General features: G+C 64.8%; 18 protein-coding genes. 7 read left to right on the forward strand and 11 right to left on the reverse strand.

All coding sequences use genetic code 11. The features are described 5' to 3' along the window. Positions 1 to 97 precede the first annotated feature (97 nt). The 4 genes from ICM05_RS03285 (at position 98) to ICM05_RS03300 (ending at position 4,444) form a co-directional block, all read left to right on the forward strand. Positions 98 to 982 (forward strand): ABC transporter permease, encoded by an 885-nt coding sequence (locus ICM05_RS03285; RefSeq protein WP_188023148.1) that lies wholly within the window; start codon positions 98 to 100, stop codon positions 980 to 982. A gap of 25 nt (positions 983 to 1,007) precedes the next feature. Next, a complete protein-coding gene (locus ICM05_RS03290) occupies positions 1,008 to 1,817 on the forward strand; it encodes an ABC transporter permease (protein ID WP_188023149.1) in 810 nt (269 codons plus the stop codon). Positions 1,818 to 2,336: 519 nt separating this feature from the next. Next, positions 2,337 to 3,953 (forward strand): DHA2 family efflux MFS transporter permease subunit, encoded by a 1,617-nt coding sequence (locus ICM05_RS03295; protein ID WP_188023150.1) that lies wholly within the window; start codon positions 2,337 to 2,339, stop codon positions 3,951 to 3,953. After that, positions 3,950 to 4,444 (forward strand): MarR family winged helix-turn-helix transcriptional regulator, encoded by a 495-nt coding sequence (locus ICM05_RS03300; RefSeq protein ID WP_188023151.1) that lies wholly within the window; start codon positions 3,950 to 3,952, stop codon positions 4,442 to 4,444. The genes ICM05_RS03295 and ICM05_RS03300 overlap by 4 nt, the downstream gene beginning before the upstream one ends. Before the next feature lie 118 nt (positions 4,445 to 4,562). Here the strand turns inward: ICM05_RS03300 and ICM05_RS03305 are convergent, their stop codons facing one another. The 7 genes from ICM05_RS03305 to hemE all read right to left on the reverse strand — a co-directional run bounded on the left by ICM05_RS03305 (position 4,563) and on the right by hemE (position 12,461). Beyond that, positions 4,563 to 5,639, reverse strand: a complete 1,077-nt coding sequence (locus tag ICM05_RS03305; RefSeq protein WP_188023152.1) for a linear amide C-N hydrolase — start codon at positions 5,637 to 5,639, stop codon at positions 4,563 to 4,565. A 90-nt stretch (positions 5,640 to 5,729) separates the two neighbouring features. Next, on the reverse strand, positions 5,730 to 7,076 hold the full coding sequence (locus ICM05_RS03310) for a glutamate-1-semialdehyde 2,1-aminomutase (protein WP_188023192.1): 1,347 nt from the start codon (positions 7,074 to 7,076) through the stop codon (positions 5,730 to 5,732). Continuing rightward, the gene (gene hemB, locus ICM05_RS03315) at positions 7,073 to 8,059 is read right to left on the reverse strand and encodes a porphobilinogen synthase (protein ID WP_188023153.1); all 987 of its coding nucleotides are present in this window, start codon (positions 8,057 to 8,059) and stop codon (positions 7,073 to 7,075) included. Before hemB ends, ICM05_RS03310 begins: the two co-directional genes overlap by 4 nt. After that, complete coding sequence (locus tag ICM05_RS03320) at positions 8,056 to 8,874, reverse strand: uroporphyrinogen-III synthase (RefSeq protein ID WP_188023154.1); 819 nt, start codon at positions 8,872 to 8,874, stop codon at positions 8,056 to 8,058. Before ICM05_RS03320 ends, hemB begins: the two co-directional genes overlap by 4 nt. Then, a complete protein-coding gene (gene hemC, locus ICM05_RS03325; RefSeq protein ID WP_188023193.1) occupies positions 8,871 to 9,923 on the reverse strand; it encodes a hydroxymethylbilane synthase in 1,053 nt (350 codons plus the stop codon). Before hemC ends, ICM05_RS03320 begins: the two co-directional genes overlap by 4 nt. A 5-nt stretch (positions 9,924 to 9,928) precedes the next feature. Further along, positions 9,929 to 11,398 carry a protoporphyrinogen oxidase gene (hemG, locus tag ICM05_RS03330; protein ID WP_188023155.1) on the reverse strand — a complete coding sequence of 490 codons (1,470 nt, stop codon included), beginning with the start codon at positions 11,396 to 11,398 and terminating at the stop codon, positions 9,929 to 9,931. After that, positions 11,382 to 12,461, reverse strand: a complete 1,080-nt coding sequence (gene hemE, locus ICM05_RS03335; protein WP_188023156.1) for a uroporphyrinogen decarboxylase — start codon at positions 12,459 to 12,461, stop codon at positions 11,382 to 11,384. The genes hemG and hemE overlap by 17 nt, the downstream gene beginning before the upstream one ends. 108 nt (positions 12,462 to 12,569) lie before the next feature. Between hemE and ICM05_RS03340 the strand changes: the two genes are divergently transcribed. After that, the gene (locus ICM05_RS03340; RefSeq protein WP_188023157.1) at positions 12,570 to 13,835 is read left to right on the forward strand and encodes a glutamyl-tRNA reductase; all 1,266 of its coding nucleotides are present in this window, start codon (positions 12,570 to 12,572) and stop codon (positions 13,833 to 13,835) included. Here the strand turns inward: ICM05_RS03340 and phnE are convergent. The 4 genes from phnE to ICM05_RS03360 all read right to left on the reverse strand — a co-directional run bounded on the left by phnE (position 13,774) and on the right by ICM05_RS03360 (position 17,690). Then, entirely contained in the window at positions 13,774 to 14,685 is a 912-nt protein-coding gene (gene phnE / locus ICM05_RS03345) for a phosphonate ABC transporter, permease protein PhnE (protein WP_353055807.1), read from the reverse strand. The two genes, ICM05_RS03340 and phnE, sit on opposite strands and share 62 nt — an antisense overlap. A 9-nt stretch (positions 14,686 to 14,694) precedes the next feature. Then, positions 14,695 to 15,540, reverse strand: a complete 846-nt coding sequence (locus ICM05_RS03350) for an ATP-binding cassette domain-containing protein (protein WP_353055808.1) — start codon at positions 15,538 to 15,540, stop codon at positions 14,695 to 14,697. Positions 15,541 to 15,543: 3 nt separating this feature from the next. Further along, positions 15,544 to 16,455, reverse strand: a complete 912-nt coding sequence (locus tag ICM05_RS03355) for a phosphate/phosphite/phosphonate ABC transporter substrate-binding protein (RefSeq protein ID WP_188023158.1) — start codon at positions 16,453 to 16,455, stop codon at positions 15,544 to 15,546. Positions 16,456 to 16,544: 89 nt separating this feature from the next. Beyond that, a complete protein-coding gene (locus tag ICM05_RS03360; RefSeq protein ID WP_188023159.1) occupies positions 16,545 to 17,690 on the reverse strand; it encodes a TIGR03364 family FAD-dependent oxidoreductase in 1,146 nt (381 codons plus the stop codon). Positions 17,691 to 17,855: 165 nt separating this feature from the next. Here ICM05_RS03360 and ICM05_RS03365 point away from each other — a divergent pair, with 165 nt between their 5' ends. Further along, a complete protein-coding gene (locus ICM05_RS03365; RefSeq protein WP_188023160.1) occupies positions 17,856 to 18,605 on the forward strand; it encodes a GntR family transcriptional regulator in 750 nt (249 codons plus the stop codon). 42 nt (positions 18,606 to 18,647) lie between these two features. After that, positions 18,648 to 19,370 carry a phosphonatase-like hydrolase gene (locus ICM05_RS03370; RefSeq protein WP_188023161.1) on the forward strand — a complete coding sequence of 241 codons (723 nt, stop codon included), beginning with the start codon at positions 18,648 to 18,650 and terminating at the stop codon, positions 19,368 to 19,370. The last annotated feature ends 19 nt before the right edge of the window (positions 19,371 to 19,389 follow it).

Raw genomic sequence — 19,389 nt, forward strand, 5'->3', positions numbered from 1 at the left:
CCCTCTCATCGCGCGCGACTTCTCCTGAGCCAGCGCGACACCCCGCACGCAATACCGCGCGCTCCCCCCGCACGCAGCCAGTCAACGAGGACACCCCGTGAGTACTCCATCTCTTCTCGAACGCCGCCCGAAGCCGCTCTCGACCGCGCTCTACCGGCGCCCCAAGTCGCGCCTCGCAGCGCTGCTCACACTTCCTATGGTCTGGCTTGTGGGCGTCTACATCCTGTCGCTCGCGATGCTGCTCATCACAGCGTTCTGGACGACGGATCCATTCACTTCCCGCGTCAAGCCGGGCTTCACGCTTGAAAACTTCCAGGATCTCTTCACGATCCCCGCGTACCTCGCGACCGCAGGCCGCACGCTCGGCATTGCTCTCGCGGTGACCCTCATCTGTGCGCTCTTCGCGGTTCCCCTCGCCGTCTTCATGGCACAGGTTGCAGGTCCAAAGCTGCGCGCGGTGCTCGCAGTGCTCGTCACGCTCCCGCTCTGGGCCGGCTACCTCGTCAAGGTCATCGGCATGCGCCTCGTCTGGACCGAGCAGGGCTTCTTCAACTGGGCACTCGAACCGCTCGGTATTTCGGGTCCCGGTTTCGGCATCATCACCGTGACGCTCACGCTCGTCTACCTCTGGTTCCCGTACATGGCGATCCCGGTCTTCACCGCGGTCTCACAGATCCAGCCCAACCTGTTTGACGCGTCTTCTGACCTTGGTGCCCGCGGTGGGCGCACGATCCGCACCGTCGTCACTCCCCTCCTCATGCCGTCGCTCATTGCCGGCTCGATCTTCACGTTCTCGCTCAGCCTCGGTGACTACATCGCTGCACAGTACGTCGGCGGCAGCACCCAGATGATCGGCACCGTCATTGCGCAGAACATCAACCTCAACCCGCCGCTCGCGGCAGCATTCGCGGTCGTCCCGATCGTGCTCGTCGTTGTCTACCTTTGGGCAGTCCGCCGCACCGGCGCGCTGAACAACCTGTAAGCCCCAGGAAGTCGAAGGAAACATCATGCTTCGCTTGAGCCGCTCAACCAAAATCATCCTCGGCGCGATCACCGCGATCGTGCTGGGCTTCATGTACATCCCAATGTTCGTGATCATCATGAACTCGTTCAACGCAGGCCGTGTTTCGGGCTGGCCCATTCCGGGCTTCTCGCTCGAGTGGTGGCACAAGGCGCTCGTCAACCCGGCTGCGCACGCCGCATTCCTCAACTCGGTCATCGTTGCCGTTATCGCAACCGCGATCGCGCTGATCCTTGGCACGCTTGCCGCGTTCGCCCTGCAGCGCTTCAAGTTCTTCGGTCAGAACACCGTGAACCTGCTCATCATCTTGCCGATCACGCTGCCCGGCATCGTCACCGGTGTCGCGCTGTCGAACACCTTCCACCAGGTGCTCAAGCCCATGGGTCTGCACGTCGGATACTGGGGCATGATCATCGCCCACGCGACCTTCTGTGTGGTCATGGTGTTCAACAACGTGATCGCCCGCCTGCGCCGCATGAACCCGAACCTCGAGGAGGCCTCGATGGACCTCGGCGCCGGCATCATGCAGACGTTCAAGCTCGTGACGTTCCCGCAGTTCCGCAGCTCGTTCATCGCTGGTGGCCTGCTCGCCTTCGCGCTGTCGTTCGATGAGATCGTCGTCACTATCTTCACGGCGCCGCCTGGTGTGGAGACGCTGCCGCTCTGGATCCTCAACCAGATGGGCCGCCCGAACGAGGTCAACCAGGTGAACGTCATTGCGACGCTCATGATCCTGCTGTCGCTCATCCCTGTGTACTTCTCGCAGCGGGCGCAGCGCGAGGCCGACGCCGTGTAGGTTTCAGGTTGGCTTTGGGTTGCCCATGGGTGACTTGAGTGGTGCGGTGCAGATTTCTTCTGTGCCGCACCACTTTCTGTGTTTTGGGCGTTGTGGTTGGGTGATCCGCGCCCCTGGTCGTCCTCACTTTACCCCGTCTGCAAATCGAGCGTCGGTAAGACGGATTTGGCCAAATTCGTTCAGATGTAGCGACTTTTTCATACCGATGGTAAAAGCCGGCGAGGCCAGCGAGGCCAGCGAGGCCGTCGAGGCCCGGGCGGTCAGTGCGGCCGGCGCCCACCCAGACCACTCTCCGCAGATCGGCAATCGGCCGTCAATATGTTGCTTGGGGCCGGATTCTGCATATTGCAGGCCGATTACATATTTCCGGCAAATGTGCCTGCCAGCGGGACGCGGGTCAACATTCCTCAGCACGCACGCACCACACCCCAGCCCACTCTCAGACAGTTAGTTGTCAAACAGCAACCAATTCGTATATAGTTGACGACTATCAACTAATCGAGAGGATCTCATCCGCGAATGAGTAGCACCCCAACCACCGGGTCGGTGAAGACACACCTCGAAGGCGTCCTCACCGGACGCGCAAAGAACATGGCCCTCGCAGGCCTCTTCCTCGCAAACTTCGTTTCCATGCTCGCAATGAACGTCGTCGGCACCTCGATGCCGATTATCATTGCTGACATCGGCGGCACCCAGGCAGCGTTCACCTGGGTCGTCACCGCGACCATGCTCGCGAGCGCAATTTCGACCCCGATCTGGGGCAAGCTCGCCGACCTCACCAGCAAGAAGGTGCTGCTGCAGGTCGCGCTGATCGTCTTCATCATCGCTTCGGCGCTGGCCGGCTTCGCGCATGATTCCACGTGGCTCATCACGTTCCGCGTGCTCCAGGGCATCGGCGTTGGTGGCCTCGGCGCTCTCGGCCAGATCGTTCTCGCAGAGATCGTCAGCCCGCTCGAGCGCGGCAAGTACATGGGTATCCTCGGCGCGATCATGGCGGTTGCGACCGTTGGCGGTCCGCTCCTCGGTGGTCTGCTGACGGACACCGTCGGCTGGCGCTGGAACTTCTACGTTGCAGCCCCCATCGCAATCGTTGCGATCATCATGCTGCAGAAGACGCTGCATCTTCCGGTCATTAAGCAGAAGATCAAGATCGACTACTGGGGCGCGGCCCTCATTTCGACCGGCTTCTCGAGCCTGCTCATCTGGATCACCCTCGCGGGCTCGAACTTCGACTGGATCTCGTGGCAGTCGGCTGTCATGGTCATCGGTGGCATCGTTCTCCTGATCATCGCGGTGTTCGTCGAGCTCAAGGTCGAAGAGCCGCTCATTCCGCTTGAGCTGTTCAAGAACCGCACCTTCACGATGGCGTCGATCGCTTCGATCGCTGTTGGCCTGGCGATGATGGGCACCGCAGTGTTCCTCGGCCAGTACATGCAGCTTGCCCGCGGCCGCACGGTCATCGAGTCGAGCCTGCTCACTCTTCCGATGATGGCTGGCGTGCTCATCTCGTCGACCATCGTCGGTCAGCTCATCACCAAGACCGGTAAGTGGAAGGGCTACGTCGTCACCGGTGGGTTCTTGCTGCTCGCGGGCCTCCTCCTCATGGGCCAGCTGCGTTACGACACGAACTACTGGTACGTCGGCATCTCGATGGCGATCCTCGGCGCTGGTGTCGGCATGACCATGCAGAACCTCGTCCTGGTCGTGCAGAACACTGTTGATCCGCATCAGCTCGGTGCATCGAGCTCGGCAGTCACGTTCTTCCGAACCATCGGTGGCACCGCTGGTATCTCGGTTATGGGTGCAATCCTGGCGCAGAAGGTCACGACCTTCATCGGCGAGGGCATCGCTCACCTGTCCCCCGCAGATATGAAGGGCGCAGAGGCGCTCGCTGGCGGCCAGCTGCCGAAGATCGCTGAGCTTACCGCCCCGATCCGCGAGGTTGTTGAATCGGCGTACGGTCACGCAATTGGTAATATCTTCCTGTACGCAAGCCCGGTTGCAATCGTTGCAATCGTCGCGATCTTGTTCCTCCCGAACCTGCCGCTCAAGACGAAGAGCAATGCAGAGCGGATCGCAGAGCTTCGAGCAGCTGAGGCTGCTTCGGCAACTGAAGAGCAGAAGGACCAGGCATGACTCCCGACGGTGACGAGAGAACAGCACTCGTCACCGGTCTCCTCTCGGAGCTGGGCCAGACGGTCGCCCTGACGCGGCGTCGGTGGGCACACGTCTCTGAGGACATGTGCCCTGGCTTGAGTGGCCTTGGTCTCATCACGCTACAGATCATTCTGCGTTCTGGCCCCATCAGTGCGAAAGAAATTTCGACCCGAATGGGGATCGACAAGGCCGCCGTCAGCCGCCAGGTAGCGTTTTTGCGTAAGCAAGAACTCATTACGGAGTCTGAGTCGCCGCACGATCGTCGCGTCATGCTCCTCACGCGCACCGAGCAGGCTGAGGCACTCATTGAGGAATTTCGCGCTATTCAGGCGGCGAACTACATCGACCGTCTCACCGATTGGACACCAGAGGAGCTGACAACGCTTCGGACGCTCCTGCACAAGTTCAATGAGGCGAACGAGTACGAGTGCAGCCGCGGGCCAGCATCGGATGCTTCAGATAAGCAATAGCTCCGCACCACGCAAAAGCGCCAGTATTCACAATGATGAGTACTGGCGCTTTTGCGCTGTCTGGAAGGCCGAGCTGATCCGCGCCTGAGTGTGCAGGGGCGGATCAGCGCGCTCGTCCTTAGGAAGCCTTCATGAGCCCCTGAAGCTCCTTGATAACTGCTGCAAACTCGTCCTGCTTCTGCGATGCGACCTGGAGGAAGCGCAGACCCAGCTTGAGGCCCTTGTCGGTCAGCGGGCTGACCTCCTTGAAGAGACCGCTCACGTCGCCTGCGATGCCACCCTCAAGCGCCATCTTGCCGACGAGGTCGAGCTTCATTTCGGGGAGACCCTCCGAGAAGTCGAGCGACTTGAAGTCGACCCAAACAATGTTCGGACGGGTGGTCGATTCGAACGCGTAACGCTTGTTCGTCAGGTCGAGCACAGTCTGCCAGATGGTCTGCGACGCGTCGGGCTTGCCGGGATCCGGGATGCGGAAGGGCTGCGCCACGTTACGCATGATGCTGAACATCGCTGCCATCGACTCCAGCTGAGTCTTCGGCTGCTTCTGACGCTCGACGTAGTACGACGCACGTGCGAAACGGTCAGTTGCGAGCGTGGTGCCGCCGATCGGCTTGTCACCGCCGAGACCCTCGTACTGCTTCACAAGCTCGAGCTGCTGATCGTAGGTCGGCGAGTTCGTCATGACCTTGTACTCGCGGCTGTGATACACCTTGGGCTTGCCATCGGTGTACTCAATGATTGCCGAGTCACCGGTTGCGTCGTTGAGCGCGAGGTGCAGGCTCGGCGGAGTACGGCGTACCGGGTCCATGAGCTCAGCGATCTGTACCTGCGACTCTTCGGTCCACGCAACTGCTTCAGCCACGGTCTTGAAATTGTCGAGGTAGTACTGCAGCCACACTGCCTGGCTGAGCTGCAGGTCGCCCTCAGCGGGGGTGCCGTAGTCCGACTCTGCAAGCCACAGGATGTGGCCCGCGAGACCTTCTTCGTTCATGCCATCGCACGCGACCATGTCGAACGCGGTGGCGATGATGCTGCCGTACTTGGCGGTCCACGTAATCTTGCCGTTCACGCCGTCGTTGCGCTCGATGCCCCGAGGCAGCTTCCACAGGTTCGTCAGGAGATCAATGTTGAAATCCATATTTCGGCCGACTACAACTGCGCCGTTCGCGTCGGGCCAAACTACTCGTGTGCACATTAGCTTTGTGGTGCCTTTCTCCTGGCTGTTAACTGCATCGTAGCGGGATTCTCATTGGCTGGGCTTAGAACGTCGCAGAGATTCAAGAAATTACGCTGCGGCTGCAGCGGCACGTGCCGCTGCAGGCAGCACAGCGGCAATTCGTTCGAGCGCGACGGCGTCATGAGCGGCACTTACGAACCAGGTTTCGAACGGACTCGGCGGCAGGTGCACACCGCCATCGAGCATCGCGTGGAAGAAGGCGCGGTACTGAGCGGTATCTTGCTGCAACACCTCGTCGTAGGTGTGCGGTGCCGCGGGGAAATCACCAAACAGCACGCTCAGCAGCGTGCCGGCTCGCTGCACGCGATGCGGGACGCCAGCTGCGGCGAGCGCGGTCGAGGTTTCGTCTGCGAGGGCGTCTGCGAACCACTCGATCTGGGAGTACGCGCTCGAGTCTGCTGCACGCATCGTGGCGAGGCCCGCAGCTACGGCGACCGGGTTTCCTGACAGGGTCCCACCCTGGTAGACGTGACCGAGAGGCGCGAGAAGGTCCATGAGTTCGGCACGACCGCCGAGTGCGGCGAGCGGGAGGCCGCCGCCGATGACCTTGCCGAAGGTGAAGAGGTCTGGGCGCTGCCCTGGCGCAATGTCTGGCCGCTCAATGCCCCAGTAGCCGGATGCGCTCGCACGGAACCCGGTGAGCACCTCATCGGTAATGACGAGCGCGCCGTTCGTATGGGCGATGCGCAAAAGGCCAGCGGTGAACCCGGGTGCTGGTGGCACGATGCCCATGTTGGCGGCAGCCGATTCGGTGATGATCGCAGCGATCTCCCCCGGATGCGCGGCGAACGCGGTCTCGAGTGCGGCGAGGTCGTTGTACGGGAGCACCAGCGTCTGGGCGGCAATCTCAGCGGTCACGCCCGCTGAGCCTGGCAGTCCGAAGGTGGCGAGGCCCGAGCCTGCCGCGGCGAGTAGACCGTCGGAGTGACCGTGGTAGTGGCCAGCAAACTTGATGATGAGCGGTCGACCGGTCGCCGCGCGTGCGATACGGATGGCCGTCATTGTCGCCTCGGTGCCCGTGGAGACAAGGCGAACCCGCTCCACGTCTGGCATCCGCTGCATGATCTCTTCGGCGAGCTCTGCCTCGGCCGGCACCGAGGTACCGAAGCCGAGTCCCTGCGCTGCACTCCGCTGCACCGCATCGATGACCTCAGGGAGTGCGTGGCCGAGCAGCGCTGGACCCCACGCACCGATGAGGTCGACGTATTCCGTCCCCTCCGCGTCAGTCACTCGCCAGCCTTGGCCGCTCACCATGAATCGTGGCGTGCCACCGACGGAGCCGAAGCCACGCACGGGCGAGTTCACCCCACCTGGAATCGCGCGAGCAGCGCGCGCGGCGAGGTCAGCGTTGCTCACAGGGTTGCTCTCGTGGTGGGTCTGATCCGCGCCGTTCATCGCAGCCACCCCGCAGCCTCGGTAGCGAAGTAGGTGAGGATGGCATCAGCTCCCGCACGACGGATGCCAACCAGAGACTCGGTGATCGCGGCTCGGCGGTCGATCCAGCCGTTGGCTGCAGCAGCCTCGATCATCGCGGCTTCGCCTGACACCTGGTACGCCCACACGGGCACCTGGCTCACGGCAGAAACGTCGGCGAGCACGTCGAGATAGCTCATCGCCGGCTTCACCATCACGATGTCAGCGCCCTCTGCCGCGTCAAGGGTAGCTTCGCGTAGCCCTTCACGCCGGTTCGCGGGATCCATCTGGTAGGTACGACGGTCACCGGTGAGCTGCGAATCAACGGCCTCACGGAACGGGCCGTAGAACGCAGATGCGTACTTCGCCGAGTAGGCCAGGATCGCAGTGTTAATGAACCCCTCGCGATCGAGCTCGGCTCGCACCGCGGCAACCTGGCCGTCCATCATGCCGGAGAGGCCAAGCAGCTGCGATCCAGCTTCAGCTTGCCGAAGTGCCATGTCGCAATACCGCGCAAGCGTCGCATCGTTGTCGACGTTCTGACCCCCTGGGGAAAGTACTCCGCAGTGCCCGTGGTCAGTGAACTCGTCGAGGCAGAGGTCGGTCTGCACTACGAGCGCATCACCCACCTCGGCAGCGACCGCCCGTGTCGCCTCGTTGAGCACACCGGCAGGATCGGTCGCAGCACTTCCGATGGCATCGCGATGCTCGGGGATGCCGAAGATCATCACTCCCCCGACACCGGCAGCGGCGGCTTCCGAGACCGCTGCACGCAGCGAGTCCATCGTGTGTTGCACGACCCCGGGCATTGATGAGATCGGTCGCGGCTCGGTAATCCCCTCGCGCACGAATACCGGCAGCACCAGGTCTCGCGGATCCACCCGCGTCTCAGCAGCAAGCTGCCGCATGGCAGGGTTCGCCCGCAGGCGCCGTGGGCGCTGAGTGGGGACGGTGAAGTGTGTCATTCGGGTGCTCCTTGCGATGGGTGTGAAGAGTGAGTCAAGTAGGTGGCGGCGAGCGCGTCAACGGCGCCTCGCGCGCTGTGGATAGTGGCGATGATGGGCTCGGATCGCCCCAGCCGTGAGATCTCAGACGCGGTCGGCGGCCCGATGGCTACGAGGGGCACATGCGCGAAGAGTTCAGGGAATCGGGAGTGGAGTGCGCGCGCGCAGGATCCACTGAGCACCAACGCAGCGTCAACCGCGGTGTCGATCTCTGCGTCTCGTACTGGGTCTGCGGGGATCGCCACTGTCGTATAGGCGGTCACGCGGTCTGGCCGGTGGCCTGCTGTGAGCAACGTTTGTTCGAGCGTGGGTGCCGCGATGTGTGAGAGCGGCAGCAGCACGCGGGCACCCATCTGAGGATCGAGCGCACGCACGAGCGCTTCACCGAGCGCTTCCCCCGTGTATTCGGCGGGCATGACCGCGACCGTGAACCCCGCGGCAGTCAGCACCTCGGCGGTGGCTGGGCCGACGGCCGCGATCCGCCCACCGCGCGCAGGCATCGCCCCGGCAGCAACAAACGCCTCGGCTCCCCGCGCGCTCGTGACGGCGCACCAGGCGTAGGCGCCGGCGTTCCACCGAGCAACCGCGGCAGCGAACGAATCGGCCAAATCTTTTTCGAGTGGCCCGGTTGTGAGCAACGGTATAAGCACGGGATCGCCCCCGAGTGACCGCACGTGTGCGGCGATCGCGGCCCCGTCCTGCGGTCCGCGCGGCACGAGCACGCGAACACCAGCGAGCGGCAGCGCCCCAACCTCGGACGACACCGGCACACTCACGCGACCACCTGCAGCGCAGGATCGTACGGTCCGGTCACGCCGAGCGTCCCTGCGGGTGCAACGTCGAGCGCACCGCGCGCAATGAGGTCCCTCGCGACTCGGGCACCGAGCTCGGCGGGCACCGCATCTGCCAGGCTGCGATGGTAGACGGCGGATCGATCCGCGCCCCATCCCTGCCACTCGTCACTCGCGGTGACCGTGACATGGCCGCTGCCGTCCTCCGCATACACGGCTGCCGTCAGCTCGATGCGGCCGTCCACGATGCGCGCGGATGCACCGACGGGCGCAGCGCATCCGGCCTCGAGGGTGCCGAGCAGCGCGCGCTCGGCGAGTGATTCAGCCCGGGTGGCCGGGTCATTGAGCGCGGTAAGGGCTGTGAGCAACACTGGGTCGGACGCATCACTCGTGCGCACCTCAATCGCGAGCGCACCCTGGCCGGGAGCCGCGGGGGCAACCGTCAGCGGGAACCGCTCCGAGATCGCATCGGCGCGGCCAAGTCGATCGAGTCCGGCGCAGGCGAGGATGACGGCGTCAAGATCCGCGGTGATGCGTGCAAGTCGAGTATCGACGTTGCCGCGCAGGTCAGTAACCCGCAGATCCGGACGGCGCGCGAGCAGCTGTGCCGTGCGGCGCGGAGAACCGGTGCCGATCAGCGCGCCTGTGGGCAACGTTGCGAAGGTGAGACCGTCCCGCGCGCAGAGCGCATCACGCGGATCAGCGCGCTCAGGTACCGCCCCGAGGGTGACCCCCTCGCAGGGTCCGGTCGGCAGGTCCTTGAGTGAGTGCACCGCGACGTCGCACTCTCCCGCGAGCAGCGCATCGCGCAGGGCGCTCACGAATACCCCGGTGCCACCGAGCTGCGCGAGCGGTGCCCGAGAGACGTCACCGTGGGTGCGAATGATCACGAGCACGACTTCGCAGCCGGTCGCTCGCGCGATCGCCTCGGCCACGGTCGTGGTCTGTGTGACCGCGAGTGCACTGCCGCGGGTGCCGATCCTGATGCGGTTCGGAGCTGCGGCGACTGGGCCATCAGCACGGGTGACGGGAATGAAATTCACGACGTGACGCTTTCTGTTGATGCTTGACGAAGTTTGGTGATGAGGTCGCGGGCTGCCGTGCGCGCACCAGGAATGACCGAAGCCAGGCCGGTGCCGTGCACCCAGTCCCCAGCGACGGTGATACGTTGCGGGGTTGCCACCAACTCGCAACGCTTCCCCCCGGCATGCCACTGCTGCCGCACACACGCCTGGATTGACGCGTCAGCCAGATCCACGCCCAACAGTTCCGATGCGTCCTGCAGTGCGAGCGCACGCACGTCATCATCGGACAATCCGACGGTCTCGGGAGCCGATCCGGCGCGACCATACGAGAGTCGCAGCACGTGCTCGCCTGGCCCACGCTGCGCCGCACGATCAGGCCACTTCGCCGTGACGTGCGTGAGGGCCTTCGCCCGCACCGATCGCTCACCACCCGGGGCGACCAGCATGCCAGTGCCTCGCGGGGCGGCATCCAGGCGCGCGTCCGTCAGCGCGAGCGCCACCACTTCCACCAGCGCGGTGGCCCCGGTGGCCCCGGCTGCTCCAGCTGCCCCGACCCCCTCGGGGGCCTCGCCTGCCGGCGAGCCACACTCGTCCCACCCAAACAACGCGCTCGCCGCAGATTCCGGAGTGGCCACGACAAGGCCATCGGCTTCGGCCACACACTCGCCAGATTCGCTGCGGAGGATGATGCGGTCGCGATCCGCGCCCCCAATCGTGGCAATCGTGACGCCGGTGCGGATCTGCACACCGAGGCGCTCCAGTTCACGTTCGAGCACGTCGACGAGGTGAAACATTCCGCCGGGAAGCGCGGCCACCGCGCCACCAGCCGACAGCGCAGACGCACGCAGTTCACGCGCCGCACGAACCAAGCCCCCAGTGCGCACGTAGGCGTCGTACAGCCCAGGAATAGCACCCACCGACATGAGCTCAGGCTCCCGCGAATACACTCCCAAGCACACCGGCCGCACCAGCCGATCAAGTACCCGCTGACCCAGTTGGGTGCGCACGAGCTCAGCAAGCGAGGAATCTCGCGTGACCCTGGCGCGGATCGGTAGCACCCGCCCAGCCGCAGCTCGCAACGCCCCGCCCCAGCCGAGCACACTTCGCGACGCACGGGACAGCGGCTGGGCCGGAATCCCCACCGCACCACCGGCAGGCAACGGCAGCGCCCGACCATCTGCGTACACCCACGAGCCGAGCGCTGCAGGCGAGACAATCTCGTCAGCGATCCCCAGATCTGCGAGCAACGCGTGCACGCCACCGTTTCGCGTCGCAAAGGCCTCCGCTCCGAGGTCGACGCGATGCCCCGCAAGCAGGGCGCTCGCAATTCGGCCACCCAGTGTGGCCTCACGCTCGAACAGCGTCACCCGCATGCCAGCGCGTGCGAGCTCCCACGCAGCCACCATCCCAGCAACACCGCCGCCAACGACGGCAACAGCCAGCTGGCCAGCATCGGCAGCGCCGGCGCTAGCTACGCCAGGCATGCGCAAACTCCACGATCCGAGTGAGCACCTCAGGATCAGTCTCAGGCGGCACTCCGTGCCCCAGGTTCAGCACGTGGCCTGGGGCGCGCTCGCCGCGGGTGAGCACATCGGCGAGGTGTTCTTCGAGCGCCGACTGCCCTGCAAACAGCAGTGCGGGGTCGAGGTTGCCCTGTAGCGGAAACGCGTCGCCGAGGCGGGCGCTTGCTTCGTCGAGGGGGATCCGCCAATCCACACCGAGCGCGTGCGGCTCAACCTCGGCAAGCGCCTCAAGCAGGTGACCTGACCCGACCGCGAAGTGAATGATCGGCACGCCAGTGTCGCGCACGAGCGACAGCGCACGCCGGGACGCTGGCGCTACGGCCGCGCGATAGTCAGCGACGCTCAGCGAGCCAGCCCACGAGTCAAACAGCTGCACCGCACTCGCGCCAGCCTCGACCTGCGCTTCGAGGAATACGGCGCTGAGATCCGCAGCCCAGTCCAGCAGGGCAGCCCACACACCGGGGTCGGAGTGCATAAGCGCACGTGCCTTGAGGTGCTCACGCGACGGCCGACCCTCAACGAGATAGGCAGCGAGTGTGAAGGGCGCGCCAGCAAAGCCAATGAGCGGCACCTCACCGAGCTCGGCAACGGTCAAGGCGACCGCCTCACGAATCGGACCAAGCGCGGCCCGCAGGCGCTCAGGCGAGTGCTCTGCGCGGCAGCGCGCCACATCTGCGGCGGTGCGCACGGGCTGCGTAAAGACCGGTCCGGTCCCGGCGACGAGGTCGACGTCGACACCGGCAAGCAGCAGCGGGACGACGATGTCACTGAAGAACACCGCGGCGTCGACGCCGTGCCTGCGCACGGGCTGCAGGGTGATCTCGGAGGCAAGCTGCGGATCAAGGCACGCATCGAGCATGCGGTGCTCGGCGCGCAGCGCACGGTATTCCGGCAGCGAGCGACCGGCCTGGCGCATGAACCACACGGGGACACGGTCAGGACGATCTCCACGGAGCGCGCGGATCAACGGCGAACCGCTCGTACGCCCCGAAATGAGCGGGTGGGTTGCAGGTAAAGCATTCATCGCACCAGATACTAATACCCACATCTGATGTATTAGGTCAGATGTATTCAGGAATGGGTGATTTGCTTATCCCTGATCCTTGACCACGAGCCTGAAAACCCGCTTTACATGCTTATTTCCCTGTCATTCCCGCTCGACCGCGCCCCGTTTGGGCTCCTCGAGCGACTCTCGCTTCGCCAAGACGCGATTGCTGCCGCGCTCACCACGACCCCACTCACCCGCGGCTCGGTCGTGCTTGCGACGTGCAACCGCTTCGAGGTGTACGCTGACCTCGATGCCGAGCCAGACGACTGGGTACCCGGATCACTCCTCGCGGGCATCGCCACGGCGGCAAATCTCCCAGAGACCGACCTGGACACTGTCGCGACCACCGCGACCGGGCACGCCGCGGTCGTACACCTGTGCGAGGTAGCTTCGGGCCTCCGCTCCGCCGTCATTGGCGAAACAGAGATTGCCGGGCAAGTTCGCCGGGCACACGATGCCGCCCGCGAGCAGGGCACATTGACACATCAATTGGAGCATCTGTTTCGCACCGCCACCCGCACCTCTCGCGAGGTGGGGCATCGCACAGACATCAGGTCAAGCGGCAAATCCCTCGTGCGCCTTGGGTTGCGGATCGCAGAAGCCCGCATCCCCGACTGGTCATCGGCTCGGGTGCTCCTCATTGGCACCGGCGCCTACGCCGGCGCCTCAATCGCAGCGCTCAGAGCGCGCGGCGTCACCAACATTCGGGTTTTCTCACCGTCTGGTCGAGCGGCCGACTACGCGACCCAGCACGACCTCACACCGGTCGCCAACGACCAGCTCAGCGAGGCACTCGCGGCAGCCGACCTCGTTGTCGCCTGCACACGCGCAGAAGAGCCCCTCCTCACCACCGACCATCTGGGCCAGGTTCGTGAACAGGGACTCCTACTGATTGATTTGGGACTCCCCCGCAATATTGATCCAGCGGTTGCCGGGCTGCCGGGAGTCTCGCTCCTCGACCTCGAAACAATCGCCAAGCACGCGCCCGTCGCCGAGCTGAGCGCTGAGGCAGAAGCGCACGAGATCGTGCGCGCTGCCGCCGCAGAGTTTCACGCGCTTGAGGCGGAGCGGGACGCCGTCCCGAGTCTGCGCGCGTTGCGCACCCACGTCGCGGCAATCCTCGAGGAGGAGCTGTGCGAGTCAGATCAGGTCACCTCTGCGCTCCGGCGCTTCACCGGGAAGCTGCTCCACGAGCCGATGACGCGGATCCGCACACTCGGTCGCGAGGGCCGCGGCGACGATGCGGCGCAGGCCCTCGCGACCCTGTTCGGGATCGACGTCCAGCAGGCTACTGCTGGAGACGCTTCCGGATCCAACCCGAGAGCAGGTCAACCGCCACAATCACGATGAGGATGATGATGAGGTAGGTGAGCATCTCGTTGAACTGGAAGGTCTTGATCGCCTTGTTGATGAGGAGACCGATACCGCCAGCACCGACGAGACCGAGCACGAGCGACGAACGCACGTTCACATCGAAGCGGTAGAGCAGCAGGCCGGTGAGCTGCGGAAGCACGCTCGGGATGGTCGCGTTCGACACGACCTGCCAACGCGATGCGCCAGCGGTGCGGAGCGCCTGCTCGGGGCCGGGATCAATGTCTTCCATCGCTTCGGCCCAGAGCTTGCCCATGACGCCGGTGTTATGGCAGATGAGCGCGAGGACACCGGCGAACGGGCCGAGGCCCACCGCGGTCACGAAGATGAGCGCAAACACGATGTCGGGAACCGCTCGGAAGAACGAGAGGATGCCGCGTGCGACCTGGTACATGAAGGCGTTCGGCGTCGTGGTACGGGCGGCAAAGACCGCGAGCAACAGGGCGAAGGGGACCGAAAGTGTCGTGCCGAGCAGACCGATCCAGAGCGTGGTGAGCGCACCCTCGATGCCCTTGACGAGCGTTTCAGACGAGAAGTCAGGCGGGAACGCCTCGCTGATGAACCGGGCCATGCCGTTTGCGCCGGTCACCAGCGCATCGACACGGAAGTCGGTTGCTTGGAACGCAAACCAGTGCAATGCCAGCAGCACGACGGCGAGCGTCACCCACGAGGTGGCGCGGCCGGTGGCGCGCGGATCGCGAGGCACGTCCATGCGGCGAGCGCGGTTACCGCCGTTCTTGCCACCGGTGGTGCCGGTGAGCGCACCGGCGACGGGAGCCCCGGCAACGGCTGCTGCGGTTACGGGCTGCTCAGGTGCGGTTGTCAGCACGGGGAATCCTTAGATGTAGAGCGATGCGAGTTCGGCATCGTCGATGGTGTCGGTGGGCTTGTCGAAGACGAGGGCGCCGTCGCGCAGACCGATCACGCGGTGCGCGTACTTGCGAGCCAGCTGCGGCTGGTGCAGCACCGCTGCGACGCCGAGGCCCTCTTCGACCGCGAGTTCGTGCAGGAGCGACATGACGTCGTCTGCCGCCTTGGGGTCGAGCGCCGAGACGGGCTCGTCGGCGAGAATCATGCGAGGCCGCTGGCAGAGTGCGCGGGCGATGGCCACGCGCTGCTGCTGGCCGCCGGAGAGGCTGCCTGCGCGGTCGTGGGCGCGATCCGCCAATCCCACACGCTCCAGGCAGACCATCGCTTCTTGCTTGAGATCTTCAGGGAACAGGGCCGGCACGGATCGCCACTGGGGAATACGCGCGAGGCCACCGGCGCAGACGTTTTGCAGCACCGTTCGGCGCTGCACGAGGTGGATCTTCTGGAAGACCGTTGCAGCGGTACGACGTGCCTCAGCACGACGCTGCGCGCTCGCCTCGTGGAGCCGCACCCCAGCGATTTCGATATCGCCGGAATCTGCCTCGATGAGGCCGTTGACCGCGCGGAGGGTGGTGGACTTGCCTGAGCCGTTGGCTCCGAGGAAGGCCACCACTTCACCGGCGTGCACGCGCATGCTCATGTCCTTGAGCACGACGCGGTCGCCGAAGCTCTTCGAGATGGCCTGCACGTCGAGGAGCACCTCGGCTGCGCCGTGTGCGCCTGCGCTCAGTGCGCCTGCAGCTTCTGCGGTCGTGTGCGATGCGGTGTCGGGCAATGCGGCGATACCGGTCGCGTGGGGTGCGGCGAGACTCACGGGTTATACGTCCTTCTCAGTGAGGTTCATCGTCTCTGCGAGATCGAAGAGCGGCTTGTAGGTGTCGTTGGTGACCTCGATCATGGGACCGGCGGGATCGACACCGAGGAACTTGCTGACCTTGGCGACGTCTGCCGAGTCGAGACCGAGCAGTGCGTCCTTCACCGCGTCCTGGAATTCCTGCGGCAGGTTGCTGCGGACGGTGACCGGGTCGTTCGGGATCTCTTCCGACTCCCACACCTGGCGGTAGCCTGCGGGGTCGAAGGTGCCTGCCTCGGTTGCGGTCGCAAGGGTCTGCGAGTTGATCTGCGCTGCGTCGACGGTGCCGTTCACGAGCGCAAGGAGCGCCTCGGGGTGGCCGCCAGCGTAATCCCACTGCACATCAGCATCGATACCCGCATCGACGAGCGCCGACATCGGGAGCGCGTCGCCCGAGGTCGAACCGGGGCTGCCGAGCGCGAGGGTCTTGCCCTTGAGATCTTCGATGGTCTTGACCGGCGAATCCTTGGGCACCCAGATGCCACCGGTGTAGGTGGTGGGCTGGCCCTCTGCGTCACCGAACGATGCGAGTGCGGTTGCGCCGGCACGCTCGTTTGCGAAGACGAAGCCGAGGGGGCCGAACTGTGCAATCTCGAGCTGATCGTTCTCCATCGCGAGGACCTCTGCCGCGTAGTCCTCGGTGATCTGCACCTCGACCGGGCAGTCGAGCTTCTCCGAGAGTGCGTCTGCGAGCAGACGGTACGCGGGCTCGAGTGCTTCGGGATCCTCGTAGGGCAGCACGCCGAAGCGGATCTGGCCGCCGGGGCAGGTCACCGACTCAGCGCTAGCAGTGTCTTCGGATGCCGACGAGCAGCCGGTGAGGCCGAGACCGAGCAGGGTGATCGCCGCGGTTGCAGCGAGAGTAAATTTCTTCACGATTCTCCTTGGGAGTAATGGATGTGTGAGTAAAACGGAAAGTCAGAAAGTCTGTGGGTGGGGCGTGACCGAGCGCGGAACAGCCGCGGTTACTGCCAGCTCGCGATCGTGCGTGCACCGAGACCGAGGCCGACGGTCATGCCGACGCCGGTCGTGAGCGAGACAACGTCGATGCCTGGCGCGGGAGCCGCGCGCAGAATGTCCTGCTTCGCGCTCGTCGCGTAGATGCCTTGCCAGCGCTCGATCACTTCGAGTCGTTCAGCGCCGAGCACGTGCGCTGCCTCAGCGAGCAGCAGTTCGGTCCAGGCCTCGCGCAGGAAGGGCGGTGCAGAAGCAAAGCTCTCGTGCGAGTCACCGACGAGCAGGGTGCCATCTGCCTGCTGCGTGAACATGGCGTTTGCGTCGATCTCAATGAGGTCGCGGCGGTTCGCCTGCATCTCAGCACGCAACGCGTCTGCAGCGGGGCCAGCGAACGCGCCGTATCGGAGCATCGAGGTGCCGGTCAGCACAGCCGGTCCGAGGCCCATGCTGTGCGGGGCCCGCACGCGGGTCATCTGGAGGACGCACTCGCGCACTGCGTGCTGCTCTGCCAGCTCGGGGAACAGGCGTCCCACGAGGTGTCCCGCTGCGATGACCACGCGATCCGCGACAATGTCACCGCGGTTTGTAGCGACCGTGACGTGCGCTGCGGTCTGATCCGCGCCGAATACGGTCGTACCGAACTGCACCTCACCGCGCTCGTGGGCAGCAACCCACGCAGCGATGCGAGCGACCGCGGTGCGCGGATCGGCGGTCACGTCACTCGGCAACAGCGCGCCGGCAACGTGCACTGGCTTGAACGCCGAACGATCGAGGTGGAGCTGTTCGCTCACCTCTGCCCCGGTGAGCAGGCGAGCCCCTGCTGGCGCACGCTCAGTGACAAGCTCCTGCAGCACCGCCTCTTCAGCTTCGGTGCGTGCGACAGCGAGCGTTCCCGAGCGGCGTGCTTCGACGCCGGCACGCTCAGCAAGACTGAGCCAGATCGGCAGGCTCTCCTGCGCAAGTTCGCCGAGCTCCCCCGCCTGCACCGAAGCGCAGACGTGGCCGAAGTTGCGAACGCTAGCGAGTACCGCAGCGTGATCCTGCTCGAGGACGGTGACGCGGTACCCCGCATCGAGCGCAGCAACTGCGTGGCCGAGGCCGATGATGCCGGCGCCAACAATGACGACGTGTTCCGGCTGGTTCGTGGTGATCATGGTTCGATCATGCGCCCCGAAAAGTAGTCAAGACAACTTTTTGGAGCACTGTTTGCGAGGCGTTCATTGTGGCCATATTCCGCTGAAATTCCGTCACTTTTCGTTCACCTTCGCGTCACCGTTACGACCCGAAAAGCAGTACATACAACTCGTAGGCTGACTGCCATGACTGACCGTTCCCCCCTGCATGCGCAGCTGTATGACGAGATGGCCCGGCGCATCCGCACCGGCCTCTGGCAGCCTGGCGATCGCGTGCCGAGCGAGAAAGCACTCGTTGCCGAATTTGGCACCTCGCGCGGCCCCGTCCGGCAGGCGCTTGCGGCGCTCAGGTCGGAGGGAATGATCATCGGCCGCCGCGGAGCCCCGCCCCGGGTGCAGCGCACCGCTCCCACCCAGTCGTTCGACACGTTCTTGTCATTTACTGAGTGGGCGCGCGAGCTCGGACTCACTCCCGGTCAGCAGGTCGTCACGCAGGAGCCGCGTCCCGCTCCAGACGAGATCGCACGCGAGCTGCAGATCGAGCCTGGGGACACCATCGTTGAGATCATTCGCGTGCGGTTGCTCAACGGCCGCCCGGCCATGCTTGAGCGCTCTATTTACCCCTACGAGATCGGCCAAAGCCTCCTGACAGCCGACCTCAACGCCGGATCCATCTACCAACACCTGCTGCGCATGGGCGTCGTGCCGATCCGCGCCAGACACACGATCGACGCGATTGCGGCGCCGCCACTCGAATGTGAGCAACTCTCCATTGGGCCCGGCTCGCCCCTGCTGCGCGTGCGTCGCATTGCGTACGACAGCACTGGGCGGATCATCGAGACCGCCGACGACCGTTACCTCCCAGCGATGGCGACATTCGTCATCGAAAACAGCGCCGAGCACCGCACCGCCTTCACCAGGCAGAGCGCCATCTGACTTCACATACTCAATCGTTCACCGTTTAAGGAGCACTTCCGAATGATTACCCTCGCCGTATTCGACATGGCAGGAACCACCATCAACGACGGCGGCGCGGTCTACGACGCGCTTCGCGAGGCCGTCGAGGAGACCGGCGTCACCGTCTCGCCAGCAGACCTGCAGACCTGGATGGGCACCGAAAAGCGCGCCGCGATCACCGCACTCATCGAGCTCGGTGGCGGCGATCCTTTCACCCCGGCGGATCGCGTCCCCCTGGCGTATGACCGCTTCCGTGCAATCCTGGCTGAGAAGTATGCGGCGCAGCCGCCCACTCCCCTGCCCGGAGTTCCTGAGGCCATCACTCAGCTGCGCAGCGCCGGCCTCAAGGTTGCGCTGACGACCGGGTTCTCACGAGACATCGCAACCGGGATTCTCAACGAAATCAATTGGGTCGTTGGTGCTGATGCTGCGGGTGCTGCGGCGAGCGCCGTCGTGATCGATGCGCTCGTCTGCGGCGACGAGGTGGCTGCGGGCCGCCCGGCGCCGTACATGATTCACCGCGCGATGGAGGCGACGGGCGTGCAGGACGTCTCCACCGTGCTGGCCGCTGGCGACACCCTCGTCGATGTGCAGGCTGGCATCAACTCTGGTGCATCGCTCACGTTCGGCGTGCTGACGGGCGAGCTGCAGCGAACGGACTTCGCGGATTTGTGTGATTCGGCTCCGCGTACGGCCGAGGTCATCGAGTCTGTCGCAAAGATTCCCGTACGCCTCGGCCTGTAGGCAGCTGACGGGTTACTCT

This window comes from Leucobacter sp. cx-42 (assembly GCF_014529985.1).
GTDB lineage: Bacteria > Actinomycetota > Actinomycetes > Actinomycetales > Microbacteriaceae > Leucobacter.